At 34.8% G+C, this 19,959-nt stretch carries 17 protein-coding genes; 2 read left to right on the top strand and 15 right to left on the bottom strand.

From position 1 onward, the window contains the following. Nucleotides 1-50: 50 nt before the first annotated feature. From gpmI to eno, 5 genes are all read right to left on the bottom strand, one after another. Complete coding sequence (gene gpmI / locus HNP25_RS00830) at nucleotides 51-1,571, bottom strand: 2,3-bisphosphoglycerate-independent phosphoglycerate mutase (protein ID WP_184128702.1); 1,521 nt, start codon at nucleotides 1,569-1,571, stop codon at nucleotides 51-53. A 194-nt stretch (nucleotides 1,572-1,765) separates the two neighbouring features. Continuing rightward, complete coding sequence (locus tag HNP25_RS00825; RefSeq protein WP_184128698.1) at nucleotides 1,766-2,365, bottom strand: DUF1684 domain-containing protein; 600 nt, start codon at nucleotides 2,363-2,365, stop codon at nucleotides 1,766-1,768. After that, entirely contained in the window at nucleotides 2,366-2,863 is a 498-nt protein-coding gene (locus HNP25_RS00820) for a low molecular weight protein-tyrosine-phosphatase (protein WP_310587146.1), read from the bottom strand. It lies immediately after the preceding gene. A gap of 134 nt (nucleotides 2,864-2,997) precedes the next feature. After that, on the bottom strand, nucleotides 2,998-3,345 hold the full coding sequence (locus tag HNP25_RS00815; RefSeq protein ID WP_229202746.1) for an FtsB family cell division protein: 348 nt from the start codon (nucleotides 3,343-3,345) through the stop codon (nucleotides 2,998-3,000). A 138-nt stretch (nucleotides 3,346-3,483) separates the two neighbouring features. Continuing rightward, complete coding sequence (gene eno / locus HNP25_RS00810) at nucleotides 3,484-4,761, bottom strand: phosphopyruvate hydratase (protein WP_184128695.1); 1,278 nt, start codon at nucleotides 4,759-4,761, stop codon at nucleotides 3,484-3,486. A gap of 225 nt (nucleotides 4,762-4,986) precedes the next feature. Between eno and HNP25_RS00805 the strand changes: the two genes are divergently transcribed. Further along, complete coding sequence (locus HNP25_RS00805; protein WP_184128692.1) at nucleotides 4,987-5,700, top strand: thioredoxin domain-containing protein; 714 nt, start codon at nucleotides 4,987-4,989, stop codon at nucleotides 5,698-5,700. A 43-nt stretch (nucleotides 5,701-5,743) separates the two neighbouring features. On the opposite strand, the gene HNP25_RS00800 is transcribed toward HNP25_RS00805, so the two are convergent. Further along, on the bottom strand, nucleotides 5,744-6,277 hold the full coding sequence (locus HNP25_RS00800; protein WP_184128690.1) for an META domain-containing protein: 534 nt from the start codon (nucleotides 6,275-6,277) through the stop codon (nucleotides 5,744-5,746). A gap of 98 nt (nucleotides 6,278-6,375) precedes the next feature. Between HNP25_RS00800 and purN the strand changes: the two genes are divergently transcribed. Beyond that, nucleotides 6,376-6,942 (top strand): phosphoribosylglycinamide formyltransferase, encoded by a 567-nt coding sequence (gene purN / locus HNP25_RS00795; protein WP_221432354.1) that lies wholly within the window; start codon nucleotides 6,376-6,378, stop codon nucleotides 6,940-6,942. Between the two features lie 3 nt (nucleotides 6,943-6,945). On the opposite strand, the gene HNP25_RS00790 is transcribed toward purN, so the two are convergent. The 9 genes from HNP25_RS00790 to HNP25_RS00750 form a co-directional block, all read right to left on the bottom strand. Next, the gene (locus tag HNP25_RS00790; protein WP_184128686.1) at nucleotides 6,946-7,974 is read right to left on the bottom strand and encodes a M28 family peptidase; all 1,029 of its coding nucleotides are present in this window, start codon (nucleotides 7,972-7,974) and stop codon (nucleotides 6,946-6,948) included. A 96-nt stretch (nucleotides 7,975-8,070) separates the two neighbouring features. Continuing rightward, the gene (locus HNP25_RS00785; protein ID WP_184128683.1) at nucleotides 8,071-9,663 is read right to left on the bottom strand and encodes a M28 family peptidase; all 1,593 of its coding nucleotides are present in this window, start codon (nucleotides 9,661-9,663) and stop codon (nucleotides 8,071-8,073) included. A 162-nt stretch (nucleotides 9,664-9,825) separates the two neighbouring features. After that, nucleotides 9,826-11,271, bottom strand: a complete 1,446-nt coding sequence (locus HNP25_RS00780; protein ID WP_229202745.1) for a TolC family protein — start codon at nucleotides 11,269-11,271, stop codon at nucleotides 9,826-9,828. 45 nt (nucleotides 11,272-11,316) lie between these two features. After that, on the bottom strand, nucleotides 11,317-14,457 hold the full coding sequence (locus HNP25_RS00775) for an efflux RND transporter permease subunit (protein WP_184128680.1): 3,141 nt from the start codon (nucleotides 14,455-14,457) through the stop codon (nucleotides 11,317-11,319). 34 nt (nucleotides 14,458-14,491) lie between these two features. Continuing rightward, nucleotides 14,492-15,613 (bottom strand): efflux RND transporter periplasmic adaptor subunit, encoded by a 1,122-nt coding sequence (locus HNP25_RS00770; protein ID WP_184128677.1) that lies wholly within the window; start codon nucleotides 15,611-15,613, stop codon nucleotides 14,492-14,494. 274 nt (nucleotides 15,614-15,887) lie between these two features. Beyond that, a complete protein-coding gene (locus HNP25_RS00765) occupies nucleotides 15,888-16,373 on the bottom strand; it encodes a hypothetical protein (protein ID WP_184128675.1) in 486 nt (161 codons plus the stop codon). A gap of 205 nt (nucleotides 16,374-16,578) precedes the next feature. Beyond that, complete coding sequence (locus HNP25_RS00760; protein WP_184128672.1) at nucleotides 16,579-16,833, bottom strand: DUF4834 family protein; 255 nt, start codon at nucleotides 16,831-16,833, stop codon at nucleotides 16,579-16,581. A 273-nt stretch (nucleotides 16,834-17,106) separates the two neighbouring features. After that, nucleotides 17,107-18,321, bottom strand: coding sequence for a phospho-N-acetylmuramoyl-pentapeptide-transferase (gene mraY / locus HNP25_RS00755; RefSeq protein WP_184128669.1), 1,215 nt, complete (start codon nucleotides 18,319-18,321; stop codon nucleotides 17,107-17,109). Nucleotides 18,322-18,471: 150 nt separating this feature from the next. Then, nucleotides 18,472-19,932, bottom strand: a complete 1,461-nt coding sequence (locus HNP25_RS00750) for a UDP-N-acetylmuramoyl-L-alanyl-D-glutamate--2,6-diaminopimelate ligase (protein ID WP_184128666.1) — start codon at nucleotides 19,930-19,932, stop codon at nucleotides 18,472-18,474. Nucleotides 19,933-19,959: the final 27 nt, after the last annotated feature.

Genomic DNA, 19,959 nt, shown 5'->3' with positions numbered 1-19,959 from the left:
AGGTGTTTTAAAACCTGACCTTTTTTATGTTCATTCATCATTAACAGCTCCTAAACTAAACTTACTCCCGTCATAATAGCAGGCTTTTCAACACCCATCAAATCTAAAATAGTTGGAGCAATATCACCTAATTTACCATTTTTGATGGCTTTTTTATCTTTGTCAATCAAAATACAAGGCACAAGGTTTAAGCTGTGTTGTGTATTTGGTGAACCATCATCATTAATCATATAATCAGCATTTCCGTGGTCAGCTAATACAATGACAGAATAACCATGTTCAATACCTGTTGTTACAACGGCTTCTAAAGATTTATCAACTGCTTCGCAAGCATCTACTACCGCTTGGAAATCGCCAGTATGTCCAACCATATCAGGATTAGCGAAGTTCAAACAAACGAAATCAGCTTTTTCATCTGCTAAAGCAGGCACTAAGCTGTCACGTACTTCATAAACAGACATTTCTGGTTGTAAATCATAAGTAGCCACTTTCGGTGAATTACAAAGAATACGACTTTCACCTGCAAACTCTTCGTTACGTCCGCCAGAGAAGAAGAAAGTAACGTGTGGATACTTCTCAGTTTCTGCAATTCTGATTTGTTTTTTACCAGCTTCAGACAATACTTCACCCAAAGTAGCAGGTAAGTTACTATCATCAAAAATTACATTAATTCCTGTGAAAGATTTATTATAATTCGTTAAAGTATAATACTGAATATCCAATTTCTTCATACCATTTTCAGGGAAATCTTGTTGCGTTAAAGCCTTTGTGATTTCCTGCGGACGGTCTGTACGATAATTGAAACATAACACTACGTCACCTTCTTCGATAGTAGCAACAGGTTTTCCATTTTCAGTTACTAAAAGTGGTTCGATGAATTCATCCGTTACTCCAGCTTCGTAAGAAGCAGCAATTGAAGCCAAAACATCTTCAGTTTGAGTTCCAATTCCTTTAACCATTACGTCATAAGCTTTTTGAATACGTTCCCAACGATTGTCTCTGTCCATGGCAAAATAGCGACCCGTTACGCTGGCAATTTTACCCACTGAAGTAGTTAAGAAAGAAGACAAATCGGCGATATAACCTTTTCCAGATTTAGGGTCAGTATCACGCCCATCTGTAAAAGCATGAATATATACTTTATCTAAACCATTATCTTTCAAAACATTACATAATGCTTTTACGTGATTGATGTGTGCGTGTACACCACCGTCTGACACTAAACCCATCAAATGGAAAGGCTTGTTATTATCTTTTGCATACTTAATCGCTTTCACTAAAACAGGTTCATGGCGAAGTGTATCTTGTTCAATCGCATCATTTAAGCGTACTAAACTTTGTTTGATAGTACGACCAGCCCCTAAATTCATGTGACCAACCTCTGAGTTACCAAACTGACCTTCTGGTAAACCTACTTCAGGACCAAAAGTCACCAAAGTACTGTTTGGATTATTCGCCAAAATAGAATCATAAAATGGCGTTTTGGCTGCAATGATTGCCGAACGGTCTTCATAACCCTTCTGAGCTATTCCCCAACCGTCAAGGATGATTAAAATTACTTTTTTGTCCACGTGTATTGCTTGATTTGTTTTATTAACGTTAGAAATTAGCTGTAAGCTTTGAGTAATGAGCTTTGAGTTTATTATAATTTTTAAAATTCGATAAATCAAATAACATATTGAAAATCAGTATCTTGAAAACTATCTCCAAACTATTCACAACTCATCACCGCTGCGGCGGACCGCTCACAATTCACCATAATCACTTAATGTTCTTTGCCGAAAGTCTTCTCTCCTGCTTCAATCGACACCGTTAAGTGGTTTTCTTTAGGAGGAATCGGGCAAGAATATCCATCACTGAAAGCACAATAAGGATTATATGCTTTATTAAAGTCTAAAATTACGCTATCATTTTGAATATCGGTAGTTTCAAGTTCTAAATAACGTCCACCACCATAAGTATCTTTGCCATTTGTTGCATCTTTGAATGGAATAAATAAGTAATTTTTGTACTTCGGAACACGCATCAAATCTATACTTCTATAAACATTCAATTCAACATTTTGCCCTTGCAACTGAAAAGAAAGTACTCCATATTTATAATACTCTTTCTTTTTTCCAGAAGAAGTCATCATCTTAAATGGACTAACATTATCAGATTTTTTGAAAGTACAATTTACTTTGAAGTTTTCATCAGGCTCATAAAAACGAAGAAAAGCTAAATCCACCTTTTTCAATGGACTATTACTACTTTCCAAAAACTCATTTTTATAATGCTCTCGGTGTTTTGCAATACTTTCTTGATAAGATTGTGCTAAAATCTCAGTTGAAATTAATGTTAGTAATATTAAGACTAATCCTTTCATCTACAAATGATGTTTATCAATTAAAAAATCTATAAAAGTTTCTGCACAACGATTCACAATCTGATAAACCTCTTCAAAATTATTAGAATTTCCATAATATGGATCTGGTACTTCCATTACTTTATTTTGAAGTACATTGTCAAATTTTCTGTACAAAAAGCAATTTTCTTCCGATTGTTTAATGCCGATAGAACGTGCGCTGATGGTTTGAATATTTTCCATATTGTAATAATCCATCGCTACGATATAATCAAATACTGAAAAATCTTCGCCAGAAAGTTTTCTACAATGATGAGTAAGTTGTAAGCCATGCGATTCCGCATTTTTACGAGTTCGTGGGTCGGGTAAATCTCCGATATGATAAGCATGAGTAGCGGCAGAATCACACTGAATGACACGCTGTAAACCACGGGCTTTTACAGCTCTTCTAAAAGTTTCCTCCGCAATAGGCGAACGACAAATATTACCAGTACAAACAAATAAAATTTTTAACATCATTTTTAAAACGCTAAACAATTCAAATCTTGACAGAAGCTAGGAATTGTATAAAATAAAGCTGGTTACAAATTTCACAAAAAAACCTGTAAAACGGCTTAGTATTACAGGCTCATTTACATTTATTTTGAAAAGATTTACTTCTCTAATGGCAGATTGTCTTCATCGACAATCACAAAAATCTCTTCATTGGGCTTTTTCATAAGGTATTTTTCACGAGCAAACTTTTCAATCAAACTCGGACTTCCCATTACTTCTACTTTATCCCTTTCAACTTCCTTCAATTTCTCAGCATAATAAGCTATTTCATCTTCCAATCGACTTAACTCTCGATACATTTTTATCTGTGCAAACACATTGTTATCATCAAAACAAAGCATCCATACGACCAATACTGATAGTGTTAGTGTATAAAATCTATATTTTACTAAGAGTAATCTTTTCATGTTGATGTCAAGAAAATCTGCCATAATTCGTGTTTTCATGAACTACATTGCTTATAGAGACACAAACAATGGCAAGTGTTGCTTTTTAGATATACAAATATAAAGTATTTCAGCCCTAAAAAATGAAAGAGCCTTGCAAAAAACGTTGCAAGGCTCTTTCAAATATATTGTTTCCAATTAGAAATTCAATCCAGGGAAATAAGCGTTTGCGCCTAATTCTTCTTCGATACGAAGTAATTGGTTGTATTTTGCCATACGGTCTGAACGAGAAGCCGAACCAGTTTTGATTTGACCTGTGTTCAATGCTACTGCTAAGTCAGCAATTGTAGCATCTTCAGTTTCACCTGAACGGTGAGACATGATGTTTTTGTATGAATTACGTTTTGCTAAGTTGATAGTATCAATCGTTTCAGTTAAAGAACCAATTTGGTTTACTTTTACTAATACAGCGTTAGCAACACCTTGTTCGATACCCATTTGTAAACGTTTTACGTTAGTTACAAATAAATCGTCACCTACTAATTGAACTTTGCTACCAATTAATCTAGTTTGCTCTTTCCAACCAGCCCAGTCATCTTCAGCCATACCATCTTCGATAGAGATGATTGGATATTTATCAGCCCAAGTTTTCCAGTAAGCAGCCATTTCCATGTTGTTCAATTGCTTGCCATCAGATTTCTTGAATGTATAAAGACCAGTTTCTTCGTTATAAAATTCAGAAGCAGCAGCATCCATAGCGATGAAAATTTCTTCACCTGGTTTGTAACCTGCTTTTTCAATTGATTGTAAAACGATTTCGATTGCCTCTTCGTTAGATTTGATGTTTGGTGCAAAACCACCTTCATCACCTACGTTAGTTGAATATCCTTTAGATTTCAATACACCTTTCAAAGCATGGAATACTTCAGTACCCATACGCAAAGCGTGCGAGAATGACTCAGCTTTAGCTGGCATTACCATGAACTCTTGGAAGTCGATTGAGTTATCAGCATGAGAACCACCGTTCAAGATATTCATCATTGGTACTGGTAAAGTGTTAGCATTAACACCACCAATATAACGATATAAAGACAAACCAGACTCTTGAGCTGCCGCTTTAGCTACTGCTAAAGAAACACCCAAAATAGCGTTTGCTCCTAAATTACCTTTGTTTGGAGTTCCGTCTAATTCAATCATCAAACGGTCAATCATATTTTGCTCAGAAACTTCTAAGCCCCACAATTCTTGAGCAATAGCAGTATTTACGTTTTCAACGGCTTTTAAAACACCTTTACCCACGTAAACGCTTTTGTCCTCATCACGTAATTCAACGGCCTCGTGAATACCTGTTGAAGCTCCAGAAGGCACAGCGGCACGTCCAAAAGCACCATCTTCGGTACGGATATCTACTTCGATTGTTGGATTTCCACGAGAATCCAAAATTTGTCTTGCGTGTACATGTTGAATTGCACTCATTTTGCGTAAATTTTGTTTTTGGTTATAAACGGAGGGAATTTTTGTAAATTAGATAATACTCTCTGTTGTTCAAATAAAATATTTCTTCAATCGCTGAAAATAAAATCTATTTCAACATGATTTGAATACTTTAATTAAATATTGAGAACAAATTTAAGCCTTTTTTCAAGATTGCTTGTACTTTTCTAATACTTTCACAGTTAGTTAATCTTAATACTAAAAATAATGAAAAATATTATTCGCACATTTATATTTTTAACCATACTTTATACTGCAAATATAAGCATAAGCCTCTCACAAGTTCTGTCAACTGATGAATTTCAGAAAAAATATTCTGAAACTAGCAATGCACAGCTTTTAGATGTTCGTACTGCTGGCGAATATGGAGGTGGACATCTAACAAAAGCACAGAATATTGATTATCGTAGCCCAGATTTTATTCAAAAGTTAAATGCTTTAGATAAAACTAAACCTGTTTTCGTGTATTGTCTGTCTGGTGGAAGAAGCAAAGCAGCGGCTGAAGTATTGAAGCAAAATGGTTTTACGACTGTTTACGACCTTCAAGGTGGTTATTTGAAATGGACTGCTAGTAATTTACCCGTAGAAGGTTCAAAGGAAAATACTAATGCAAAGGGTTATAGCAAAACAGATATTGAAGCTATTTTGAAAGAAAACGAAGTAGTAGTGCTAGACTTTTTTGCTTCATGGTGCGGCCCATGTATCAAAATGATGCCAACAGTAGATAAGCTTTCACAGGAATTAACTGGAAAAGTAAAATTTGTAAAAGTAGATGCTAATGCCAGCAAAGCAGTTATAGAAAATTATAAAGTAGATGAAATTCCGACTTTTATCATTTTCAAAAATGGGAAACAAGTAAAACGAACTACAGGATATTTAGAAGAAAAGGTTTTGCAGAAAATGATCACGAATCAACTTTAAAATAACAGAGGCGAATGAAATTAATTCATTCGCCTCTGTTATTTTATCGCTTTCTTACAAAAAGCATCTCATCATTTGGAATCTTGATTCTTAATAAGAGATTCATCCCATCTTCAATTTTAACTTGTTCGCTTACCAGTAAACTATTAAAATACTTTAATTCAAAAGCCATTTCAGTTGGTGAACCTGCCATTTTGGTCTGTCCTAAACTTCCACTTGTCAAACCAGTCCAATCCCTCCAACTAGTACTTGTAGCTAGTGTCATGCTCCCATTGTAGATATTAACAGCTGATTTTCCATTGATTGTTAAATCGTTGATATTTTGGGCAGTATTATTACGAGCTATCTCCAAATCAACAGGAAACTTTGCTGTACTTGCCTTGACTAACTCTTTTTCAATCACCAAACTATCTTCTTTGACATAACCGACAAAATTCCATTTCCCAACCATGATGTCACTCAGACTAAGAACTGGCGAACATCCGCATAATGGTGTTGGGTCAAGCGTTATACCACATGCCCAAACAAAAGTTGTTAATAGAGCAACTGCTACAGTACGATAAATATTCTTTTTCATGATTTAGATATTTAAGTTTTAACAAAGACGTAGAAAAGTTAAGTTCGGTTGTAAATCTATGCTTAAATTTGTTTGTAATTTGTTAAAACCAATCTATTTTGTCTAAAAATATTGCCATTTTCGCTTCTGGTTCAGGCTCAAATGCCGAACGCATCGTTGAATACTTTTCAGCTTCAAAAGAAATCAACGTAAAACTTTTTCTTTGTAATAACCCTGAAGCAGGAGTAATTCAAAGAGCTGAACGACTAAATATTCCTTTGGTGATGTTCAATCGCCAACAATTCAAATCAGGAGAAGTAGTTGATATTCTGAAAGAAAACCAAATCGACTGGGTAATTCTAGCGGGCTTTTTATGGCTTGTTCCTAAAAATGTAGTAGAAGCTTTCCCAAACAAAATTATCAATATTCATCCAGCACTTTTACCAAAATTTGGGGGAAAAGGTATGTACGGGCATTTTGTGCATGAAGCTGTGGTAGAAAATAAAGAAACAGAATCGGGTATTACAATTCACTTGGTGAATGAACATTACGACGAAGGAGCTATCATTTTCCAAGCTTCTTATCCAGTTTTACCAACTGATACGCCCGAAGATGTTGCAAAAAAAGGACAAGTATTAGAACATAAACATTTTCCAGAAGTAATCGAAAAAGCGATTCTTAGTTAAGAATTACTTTAATGCTCCTTCACGATTGGCAATTTCCCAAGCGGTATAAAACACCAATTGGGTTCTTTTTTTAAGTAATTCAAAATCAATTTTATCGACATCATCCGTTGGTTGATGATAATCTGGATGTTCGCCATCGAAGTAAAAGATGATTGGGATCTTATTTTTGGCGAAATTATAATGGTCTGAGCGATAGTACAATTGTTGTGGGTGTGATTCTGAATTATAGCTATAGTCCAATGTTAGCTTTGTGAAAAGTTCATTATTACGTTCGCTTAGTTCATGAAGTTCTTGAGAAATTTTATCTGAACCAATCAAATAAATATAGTCTTTTTGATTGGTGTGGAAGTCATCAATTCTTCCAACCATGTCGATATTCAAATCACAAATCGTGTTTTTCAAGGGAATTACTGGCTTTTCGGTATAATATTCTGAACCTAAAAGTCCATATTCTTCCCCTGCAAAAGCGATAAATAAAATACTTCTTCTTGGGCTTTTACCTTGTTTTTTAGCTTCTGAAAAAACTCTTGCCATTTCCATCATGGCTACTGTTCCCGAACCATCGTCGTCTGCACCATTGAATACTGTTCCATTTTTTGTGCCGATATGGTCGTAATGTGCTGAAATAACCAATACTTCATCTTTTTTATCGGTTCCTTCCAAAAAGCCAATTACATTTTCGGTAGCAATTACATTCTTGGCTCGACGCATTTTATTGGTTGGATTCAACATAATACTGTGTTGTCCGCCAAAATACTTTTTGATGTAAAACGACTGAAAAAATGAAGAATCAGAAGTATTCTGTGTGACAATCGCTTTCAATCCATTTTCTTGAAAATACTTTGCCAGATACTCCGCTGCAATTTTCTGTTCTTTTGAACCTGTTAAGCGACCTCTTAAACTATCACTTGCCAAAAAGCTTAAATGCTTTTGTAAGTTTTCGATAGAAATTGTATTAGCAAAATAAGTAACAGTCAATTCATCAGAAACAGCACTGAATAGAATTAGCAGAAAAAAGAAATATTTTTTCATAAATAAACGAATAAATCTAGGCTTCAATCTGGAATATTTATTCACAAATTGAAGCCTAGATTTATTAAATTAACGTAAAATGGATGGAAGAGAAACCTATTTTTTATCTGAATCTACAACAAGTCTCTTATCACGATTAGCAACATCCCAAGTTAAATAGAAAATCAATTTAGCTCTTTTTTCCATTTGCTCGAATTCTATTTTCTCAATATCATCAGTAGGTTGGTGATAATCGTCATGCACACCATTGAAGAAAAACGCTACTGGGATTTTATTTTTAGCAAAATTGTAATGATCTGAACGATAATAAAAACGGTTTGGATCATTCGGGTCGTTATAACGGAAATCTAAATTGATAGGATTATGTTTATCATTTTGTTCAATCAAAGAAGCATGTAATTCTGAAGAAAGTTTATCAGAACCAATTACATAAATATAATCTCCTTTGCCTTCGTGTTCCTTGTCAGACCTACCAACCATATCAATATGAATGTCGCTGACAGTACTTGCTAATGGAAAAACTGGATGAGTCACATAAAATTCAGAACCCAATAAACCTTTTTCCTCGCCAGTTACTGTTAAAAAAAGCATACTTCTACGAGGTTTATTTCCCGCTTTTGCGGCTTGACCAAATGCCTGAGCTACTTCTAATACAGAAACCGTTCCAGAACCATCATCATCAGCACCATTATAGATTTTCCCGTCGGTTACTCCTACGTGGTCATAATGTGCAGAAACAATCACTAATTCGTCTTTTTTATCAGTTCCTTCTAAGTAACCCAATACATTGTAAGTCTCAACTGGTTGAGCCGTTCTTTCAATTTTTATTCCAACAGATTGCTTTTCTAATTGATTAGCAACACTTTTTGTAATGGCTTTTTCTTTTAGAACTTCCAATTGAGCAACCGTTGTATTAAATAAATCAGCAGCCATTGTTGGTCCAACTGTTAAAACAGCAAAGTCAGAACCTTGTGGGTCTTTTTGGTCAGCAAAGCCAAGTCTTGCATTACCAAAGCGTTTTAGCATCGTTTGACGTTGCTTGATTACTTTATCAAACTCTTCAACACTTTGTTTTGAAATCAACAATAGAGCCTTTGCTCCTTTACTTTTAGCTGTAGCCATTTTCTCTTTCCAAGCTTCTCCTTTACTCCATTTAGACATTTCTGTATTGCCTGAAATCAAGTAACTTCCATCTGCTAAACGTGGCTCACCTTCAAAAGCGACAACGATTTTACCATTTACATTTGTACTTTCGTAATCGTTTAAAGCTTTATCTTCAATGCCATATCCTACAAAAACTACTTCAAAGTTTTCTTCTTGTGGCATTGGTGAAATCGTATTGGCAATAAAATCAAACAAGTATTTGAATTCTTTCGTCTTTGTTTTCAAGTAAAAATCTCCCCAACCACGTTTTATTAAATCTACTGGTTGAAGATAAGACTTTCCATTAACTGGACCTTTTAAACCATAACTATCAAATTGTTTGGCGATATATTCTGCGGCTACTTTTTGTTCTGGCGAACCAGTGTCTCGTCCTTTTAGACTATCAGAAGCGATAAAAGTAAGGTGTTTTCTTAGGTCTTTTACCGTAATGGTTTTAGCATATTTTTCAGCGATTTTCTGAGCATTTGTCTGGAAAAAAGTAGCTGATAAACACAAGATGCTGATTAGAAGTGCATTTTTTTTCATGAAAGGTAATTTTAATTTATTGATGATACGAATTTAAGGAAATTATTTGGAAACCTTTCTTTCGCCATTTTCTCAAAACACCTTACATTAATATTTTTCGATGTTGTAAATGGGATTCTTCTTTTAAGAAAAATATTCATCAAAGAAGAATCCCCTAATAATTTATCTCCAGCCTCCGCCTAATGCTTTGTAAATATTCACAACAGCATCGTATTGTTGTTTCTTCACATTTATCAATTCAATTCTAGCTTGTAAAGCATTGGTTTGTGTGATTAAAACCTCTAAGTAAGTGGCTCTACCAGTTTTGAATAAATCGGTAGAAGTAACGATAGATTCCGTTAAAATACTTACTTCTTGACTCTTTAAATCTTGAATTAAATTAAGGTTTTTAATGTTCGACATTTCGTTATAAACCTCTGTATAAGCCCCTATGATACTTTTTTGGTAATTATACAAAGCTTCTGTTTGAATGGCATTCGCCATGCCGAAATCTGCATTTAATCCTTTTCTGTTGATTACTGGAGCAGACAAACCGCCTAAAAGGTTATAGGCGATTGACTGTGGCGAAACAACATAAGCAGGATTAAAGGTTTGGAATCCAAGATTCGCATTGATGTTCAATGAAGGATAAAAAGCCAAACGTGCCGCTTCAACATCTGCTTTGGCTGCCATTACTTCATACTCTGCTTTTTTCACATCTGGGCGATTTCTCAATAATTGTGTCGGAATTCCCATTCGGATTTGCGTTGGCAAAGGTTTGGTAAATTGCAATTTATCACGATAAATAGGCTGCGGATACCTTGCCAACAAAAAGTTAATTTTATTTTCAATTTCAACAATCGACTGCAAAATTTCTACTTCCAAACTTCTTGTATTGAGGATTCTAGATTCAAATTGCTTTACCGCTAATTCATTGGCATAACCAGCTTCTTTTTGAGCTTTAATAATTTGCAACTGATTCAATTGAAGATTTCTGGTTTCTTTGATAATATCCAATTCATTATCCAAAGCAATCAAACTATAATAACTTGCTGAAATCTCAGAAATCAAATTAGTAATAATCCAGTTTTTACCTTCAACACTTGCTAAATAACGAGCAATGGCTGCCATTTTTTTATTGCGTAATTTTCCCCAAATATCTACTTCCCAAGAACTTTGCAAACCGATATTAAAATCAGGAAGATGTTCTGGTATTTTTTGGTCGTCGGTAATATTATTTGAAAAATTGGTATCGTAGTTACCCACTCCATCCATCGTATATTTCCCAAATCTTTTTTGTCCGACTGAAACACCAGCACTTACAAATGGCTTTCCTAACACTTTTGCAAAATTGAGTTGCTGTTGTGCCATTTCAATTTTTTGCAAAGTCATTAACAAATCAATATTGTTGGTCAGTGCCGTGTCAATCAATCCGATTAATGTTTCATCTGTAAAATAGCTCTTCCAGTTCACAACGGCATCGTTGGTTGAATCTTTTTTACTCTGAAAACTCTCTGGCAAAGCTTTTAAGGAAGGTTGCTGAAAACTTTGGAGCGGTTTACAATGAGTAAACAGTCCAAAAATCAACATTCCTAAAGCAAGTATTTGATATTTTGTTTTAAGCATCATATTATTATAAATATTTTTTAAGAAAAATTCTTCGACAAAAGTCTATCAATGTACAGGCGACACCGAAGCCTTTTTCTCTTTTTTCTGTGCTAAAGAAGCAAAAACGAAGTATAAGCCGGGAATCAGTACAACGCCAAAGACCGTTCCGAAGAGCATCCCTCCTGCGGCGGCTGTACCGATGGTTCTGTTTCCGATTGCCCCTGCTCCTGTGGCTATCATCAAAGGAATAAGTCCTGCAATGAAGGCAAAGGAAGTCATCAAAATCGGACGAAGTCTTGAAACGGCACCTTCTATGGCGGCTTCAAATGGCGTAACGCCTTCTTTTTCTTTCATGATGGCAAACTCTACAATCAAAATCGCATTTTTTCCCAAAAGCCCAATCAACATGACTAAGGCAACTTGTGCATAAATGTTGTTTTGTAAACCCAATGCCCAGAGTAAGAAGAATGCTCCGAAAATACCTGTCGGTAAAGACAGAATTACAGGTATTGGCAAAATGAAGCTTTCGTACTGTGCCGATAATAAAAGGTAAACGAAAGTAAGACAGATGATAAAAATATAAATCGCTTGATTTCCCGATAAAATTTCATCTCTTGTCATCCCCGACCAGTCGTAAGTATAGCCTTTAGGCAATTTTGTAGCCGCTACTTCTTTAATGGCTTCAATGGCTTTTCCACTACTAAAACCTTCGGCTGGCTCGCCATTTACCATTGCTGAGGTGTACATATTGTAGCGTGTCAATTGTTCTGGGCCGTAAACACGTTCTACTTTGATAAATGCCGAGTAAGGTACCATTTCACCTTTATCATTTTTCACGTACATTCTTAGAATATCATCTGGCTGGGCTCTGTACTTAGGTAAAGCCTGAACCATTACTTTGTACATTTGTCCAAAACGAATAAAGTTGGTGGCGTAATAACTACCTATTAAAGACTGGAGGTTATCCATGGCATTATCAATGGTTACGCCTTTTTGTGCTGCTTTTTCGTTATCCACATTGATTAAATATTGTGGAAAATTCGCATCAAAACTGGTAAAGGCATTCGCTATTTCAGGGCGTTTATTGAGTTCATTGACAAATTCTTTGGTTACTTTTTGTAATTTTTGTAAATCTCCACTTCCTGATTTGTCTTGTACTCTTAATTCAAAACCACTGGCATTTCCATAACCGGGAACTGCTGGCGGTGGAAAAAACTGAATACTTGCATCCTTGATTTTCTTAGTTTTTTCTGTCAGAATATCTACTACTTCATCTACCGATTCTTTACGGTGTTCCCATGGCTTTAGGTTAATCATACCCATACCGAACGAAGCACCCGAACCATCCGTAAGAAGACTAAAACCTGCCAAAGTAGAAATCGACTCAACGGCATCGGTTGCATTGGCGGCTTTCTGGATTTCGTCCATTACGGCTTCGGTTCTTTCAATCGTCGAACCCGTTGGCGTAGTTACGTTGGCATACACTGTTCCTTGGTCTTCTGTTGGAATAAAACCTGATGGCAAGAAGATGTTCACGCCATAAGTAGCCACAATAAAGAAAATCAACATTGCGAAGGTTACTACTTTCCTATTCACAATTACTCGAAGTACTTTTCTGTATCTTTCAGAAAGGGCATCATACTTTTGGTTGAATTGGTCGAAAAAGCGGTCTAATAAATTCTTATTTTTGGCTTTTCCATGATTATCTTTTAAAATAATCGCACATAAAGCTGGCGTAAGTGTAAGGGCATTGACGGCGGAAATCACAATGGCGATTGCCATCGTAATTGAAAACTGTCTATAAAAAACCCCCACTGGCCCCGACAAAAAGGCAACTGGAATAAATACGGAAGTCATTACCAAAGTAATTGCCAAAATAGCACCACTAATTTCGTTAATAGAGGCAATGGTTGCTTCTTTAGGTCCTAAGTGTTCGGATTCCATTTTTGCGTGAACGGCTTCCACTACTACAATCGCATCATCCACCACAATACCAATAGCCAACACCAAAGCAAAAAGCGTAAGGATATTGATGGAGAAACCAAAAAGCTGCATAAAAAAGAAAGTACCAATCAATGAAACTGGAACCGCTATGGCTGGAATAAGCGTTGAGCGGAAATCTTGTAAAAAAAGAAACACCACCAAAGCCACTAAAATAAAAGCTTCAATCAAGGTTTTGATTACTTCATGAATAGAAGCATCCAAGAATCTTGATACGTCGTAACTAATGGTATAATCCATTCCGGGCGGGAACGAAGTAGCTTTTAGTTCAGCCATTCTTTTTTTCACATTACTGATAACCGTACTTGCGTTTGAACCCGGTCTTTGTTTCATAATGATTGCTGCTGATGGTCGTCCGTTTTCTTTAGAAAGTACATCGTAATCTAAAGAACCAAATTCAATATCAGCAATATCTTTCAAACGAAGTATTTCGCCCGTAGCGTTTGCCTTAATGATGATATTTTCATACTGCGAAATCTGTGTGAATTTTCCTGTGTATCTCAATACATATTGTAAAGACTGAGCTTTTCTACCCGAACTTTCACCTATTTTTCCGGGAGCAGCTTCTACGTTTTGGCTTTTTAGGGCTTTTATTACATCCTCCGCAGAAACATTATAGGAAATCATTCTATCTGGTTTTAACCATACACGCATAGAGTACTCTCTCTGCCCCATAATATCCGCAAAACCTACCCCATCAATTCTTTTTAATTCTGCCAAAATATTGATGTCGGTAAAGTTGTAAAGAAATTTTTCATCCGCTGTGGTATCGTTCGTCATGATGTTTAAGTACATCAACATACTGTTTACCTCTTTTTCGGTTGAAACCCCTGCTTTGATTACCTCTTCGGGTAATTCATCTAATACTGTCGAAACTCTGTTTTGAACGTTTACTGCCGCAATGTCTGGGTCTGTTCCTACTTGAAAATAAATTTGGATGATACTCGTTCCGTCATTTCCTGAAACCGAGGTCATATAAGTCATGCCTGATACTCCGTTGATGGCACGTTCTAAGGGTGTTACTACGGCTTTGGCACATACTTCGGCATTTGCTCCTGTATATTTTGTAGTTACAGTAACGGCTGGAGGAACAATATCAGGGAATTGTGTCACGGGCAATTGTGTCACCGCCAATACGCCTAAAAAGACGATAATCAACGAAATCACAATCGACAACACGGGTCTATTGATGAATTTTGAAAACATATTTCTTATTTTTTAAAAATCTTTGAAAGACAAATTACTTACTTCTCAACTCTGTGATGATTTTATCCATCGCTATCATCTCTGGAATAATCGTCATGCCGTCTTTTAGATTTTGAATACCTTCATAAATAATTCTATCACTTGTGGAAACACCTGATTGTATGATAAATAAGTGTGGGATTCGTAGCTTCGGAACAATATTTCTGGTTTGAATTTTATTGTTTTTATCCACTACAAAAACATAGACTTTATCTTGAATTTCAAAAGTTGATTTCTGTGGAATTACCAAAGCATTTTTTACATGATTTTTAATTCTTACTTTACCGCTTGAGCCATGTTTTAAGATTCTCTCTGGATTTGAAAACCTTGCTCTGAAAGCGATACTTCCTGTATTTTTATCAAATTCTCCTTCGATTGTTTCAATATTTCCTTTATAATCATGCGTTTCGTTGTTTGCCAAAATCAAAGACACTTCACTTTTGGCTGATTCACGAATGGTTTTTGCAAAATCTAAATACTCTTTTTCCGATACGTTGAAATAGGCAAATACCTCTTTATTATCTGAAATGGTTGTTAACAAAGTCCCTTCGTCGATTAAACTTCCTATTTTGTTCGGAATTCTATCAACAATACCATCAAATGGTGCTTTGATTTCAGTAAATGATAATTTCAATTTCGCACTGGTTTCATGCGATTGAGCTTCTTCAATTTTGGCATTCAAAGCATCTAATTTTGCTTTTGCCATTTCGTATTCTGTTTTAGAAACTACATTTTTGTCAACCAACAGTTTTACGTTTTGTAGATTCAACTCAGCAGCTTTTGCTTCAGCAATAGTACTTTTTAGCATCGCTTTTGCCTTCAAGATTTCTTCTTTATATTCTTGACTACTGATGCTAAATAATATTTGTCCTTGCTTTACAAATTTTCCTTCATCCACATGGATTTTCTCGATGTAGCCTTTTACTCTCGCACGAATTTCAACATTCTTGATAGCGTTAATATCTGATACATAGTCATTATTGTACTCAGTATCAATGACGATTGGGCTAGTCGTCGGAAATTCTTCTTGTTTTTCTTTACTGTCTTTGTTTGTTGAACAAGCCGCTAACTGTAAACAAATAATAATTGTGCTGAGAAATACAAATACTCTTTTCATTATATGAATGATTAAGTGAAATTGATTGGTTTGGCTTCAACTTTAGGACAAATAAGCAAAGTAGAAGCAATAGATAGATTATGGTTTTCAACATATCGAATGGAAAAGCCAAAACAATACATGGAAACCCATTTTTGATGAGATTCATTACAACAACAAGTCCGTTTGAACAATACTCAAAACTATTTTTACTCTATCGAAATAACAGAATAGAAATTAGCGATATTTCTTGTATGAAGAAATTAGTGCTTTATTGAGAATGTTTTGGATTGTATTAAGCCGATAAGTAAAATAATTCTGGAGGTGGTGAATGTAATTGAATTATTACATCAAGATAAAATGGATTAAGAAAATGATTAAAAGTAGTTTTTTGCAGTATTTTTTCTTCGTCAAATTGTGAAGACTCAGGAGTATTCAGAAAGCCAACTAAGTATGCAGAACGGTTACGTTTTGCGGTTTTACTTTTTTTCTGAACACTGTCTTCTTCCTCCTCCTCTTCTAATTCGGAGTCATCAAAACCAAAAAATAAATTACTTAATGGGAAAAAGCGAGTATGTTTTTGAAAGTCTTTTAGCGTTTTGTATCGTCTTGATACATTATCTGCGTTTTGACATGACAGAGCGATTACTTTGCTGATTTTTTTGGTAGAAAGTATTAAAACAACAGGTTTATGAACACTATTTCCAACAATAAAAAAACTTGGATTAGTACAATTTTTCTGTGCAAATATTGAGTTTGTTTTGATAAGTAGAAAAATCAAAAATGTGCATTGAATGCAAAAAAAGATATGTTTTAAAGCTATTTTCAAGAAAAATGCAATTTTTTATTCAACAAAAATACAATTTTAAACCTTAAATCAAAATTTATTCGATAATTATTAGATAAACGTATAAAAATCAGACTAGATTACAGAATCTTTCACAAATGCACTATCATTAAATAAGTACAAAATAAAAAGAGGTCTTTTACTTGACCTCCTCATAATCTATATACTCTCCTCCATTAAAATTCTCAGAACTTTTACCATTTTTAGGAGGAATAAAATCTACGTCTATTTCTCCTTCTCGTTTACGGCTCGTATTGCTGTAAGTTTGTTGTTTTTGTTGAAAATCTTGTTGTGTTTTATTTAACTGAGACACTACAAAACCTCTTAAAGCCCATTTCAATAAACGTGGAAAAATAAATAGAATAAGAAATAATATAAGCAGGAATTTTAACATTTTTATTCGATGGATTAATGTATCAAGTAAAAAAATAGCTTTCAAAATTAGAAAAATATCGCTTATCTTCTGCAAAAACTAACAAGTATCAGTTGGTTAATGTATTTTTCTAAAGCTAAATCAATTATAGATTTCATGAATTGATAACGTCAAATTTACAAATTAGTTTTTGGGAGCAATGCAAATTTTATGAAGTTTTTATGAATGGTAACATTTGGGGATAAAAAAACTCCTTTGATGGTTCAAAGGAGTTTCCATAAAAGTATTTTCTGTTTATCTTAATTTCAATGTTACCAAAGAAACTACTACTAAAAGAATACAAATAATCCAGAAACGAGTTACCAATTTAGCTTCATGGTAGCCTTTTTTCTGAAAATGGTGATGCAATGGCGACATCAGAAAAATCCTTCGCCCTTCGCCAAATTTTTTCTTGGTATATTTGAAATAACTTACTTGAATAATTACGGAAACTAATTCTATCAAGAAAATACCACACAAAACAGGAATCAATAATTCTTTTCTGATTACGATAGCCAAAGTAGCAATTACTCCGCCCAGCATCAAACTTCCTGTATCACCCATAAATACTTGTGCAGGGAATGAATTATACCATAAAAAGCCAATACAAGCACCCACAAAAGCGGCACAAAACACCGCTAATTCTCCTGAATTAGGAATAAACATTACATTCAAATACTGAGAGAATACTTTGTTACCAGAAACATAAGCTAAAATGGCTAAACCAATTCCGATAATCATTGAAGTTCCTGCGGCTAATCCATCAATACCATCGGTAATATTAGCTCCGTTTGAAACCGCAGTAATGATGAAAATCACTGCAATTACATAAACTACCCAAGTATATTCATCTAATCCTAAGAAATCAGGAATCAAGTAGCTATAATCAAATTGGTTGTTTTTCAAGAAAGGTACAGTTGAAATCAAGGCTTTTGAATCTGTAAATTTATGTACTTCGCCTATGTTAGATGCAATTTTAGCTTTTTCGTAAAAACGTACTTTGATGTCATCGTTGAACCACATTGTAAGCCCAACGATTAAACCTAAACCAATCTGACCAACGATTTTGAATTTGCCAGAAAGTCCTTCTTTATTCTTTTTAAATACTTTAATATAATCATCAATAAAACCTACAGCACCTAACCAAACTGCTGTCACTAATAATAAGATGATGTAAATATTATCAAGTTTGGCAAACAAAAGTGTAGGCACAATTAATGAAAGCAAAATGATGAAACCTCCCATTGTTGGAGTACCCTTTTTTTGCATTTGTCCTTCTAATCCTAAATCTCTGATGGCTTCGCCAATTTGTAATTTTCTGAGTAAATTAATAACTGTTTTTCCCCAAATTGCAGCAATTCCTAAAGAAGTAATTACCGCTGCAAAAGCACGGAAAGTGATGTATTGAAATAATCCTGCCCCAGGAAAATTGAAGTGTTTATCTAAATAATCAAATAGATAATAAAGCATAATAATTTGGTTAGAATGATGGCGAAAAATTAAGTGGATTTACTCAAATAGCTCCTTAAAAATAAAACAAGTAGCAAATTTACTAATGTTATTGAGTTTTAAAGCAATATTTACTTCCGAATCCTACATCTCTTTTGTTGAAAACTATCGCTAGTTCCCGAAAGCTTCTTTCAACACTAATCTATCATCAAAATCATGTTTCACTCCTTGAATGTCTTGATAAGTTTCATGTCCTTTTCCTGCTACTAAAATAATATCTCCTGCTTGTGCTAACGTATTTACTGCATAAAAAATGGCTTCTTTTCTATCTTCAATCGTTTTAGTTTTCTTGAAATCAATCGGTGGAACACCTTTTTGCATTTGTGCTAAGATTTCGAGCGGGTCTTCCTTTCTTGGATTATCGGATGTCAAGATTACTTTGTTTGATAAACTACAAGCAATTTTTGCCATGATTGGTCGCTTGGTAGCATCTCTGTTTCCTCCGCAACCTACTACCGTAATTACTTGTTGATCGTCTCCTTTAATTTGCTTGATAGTTTTCAACACATTTTCAAGAGCATCTGGCGTATGGGCATAATCTACGATGCCTACTTTTTTATCTTTAATAGAAACGATTTGTTCAAATCTTCCCGGTGCTGTTTTTAAGCCAGACATTTCAACTAATACTTCGTCTGGGTCTTCGCCTAATAGCGTAGCTGCACCATAAATAGCCATTAAATTATAAGCATTGAAAGTACCAATAAGCTGGAAATGTATTTCTCGTCCATCTATTTCCATTTGTAATCCATAAATACTATCTGAAACGATTCTGCCTTTTACGGTTGCAAGTGTTTCTAAAGAATACGTTTTGATACTTGCTTTGGTATTTTGCACCATTACCGAACCACGACGGTCATCTACATTGATTAAGGCAAAAGCTGTTTTGGGTAAAGCATCAAAAAAACCTTTTTTTGCTTTGATATAATTATCGAACGTTCCATGGAAATCAAGATGGTCGTGTGTAATGTTTGAGAAAATTGCTCCTGCAAAAGTTACTCCTGTAATACGATGTTGCACCACTGAATGAGAACTTACTTCCATAAAAGCATGAGTACAGCCAGCTTGTACCATCTCTGCCAAAAGTTTGTTTAAACTTACGGCATCGGGCGTGGTATGTGTTGAAGCAATTACTTCTTCATCAATCTGATTCTGAACAGTTGAAATTAATCCACAGCGATAACCTAATTGACGAAACAAACGAAATAATAACATCACGGTTGTCGTCTTTCCATTAGTTCCTGTAATGCCAACTAATTTTAATTTCGCTGAAGGATTACCATAAAATGCAGCAGCAACATAACCCAACGTTTCTGACGCATCTTTTACTTGGATATAAGTAATGTTTTCTGCTTGTACTGCTGGTAAATCTTCACAAAGAATTGATTTTGCTCCCAATCCAATTGCTTTTTCGATAAAAGTATGTCCATCTACTTGTGTTCCTTTCAATGCCACAAACATTGAGCCTTCTGTTACTACACGAGAATCAATGATTATAGAGGATACTTCAACCGATGAATCACCAATGATGGTAATTGTTTTAATATTTTTTAAAAGATTGGACAGGATTTGCATGATAAATTTTTAAAAGAAATTTTATTT

It is taken from the genome of Arcicella rosea (assembly GCF_014204325.1).
GTDB lineage: Bacteria > Bacteroidota > Bacteroidia > Cytophagales > Spirosomataceae > Arcicella > Arcicella rosea_A.
The sequence above is the reverse complement of the archived record's forward strand: the minus strand, read 5'-3'. Positions and strand labels throughout refer to the sequence as shown.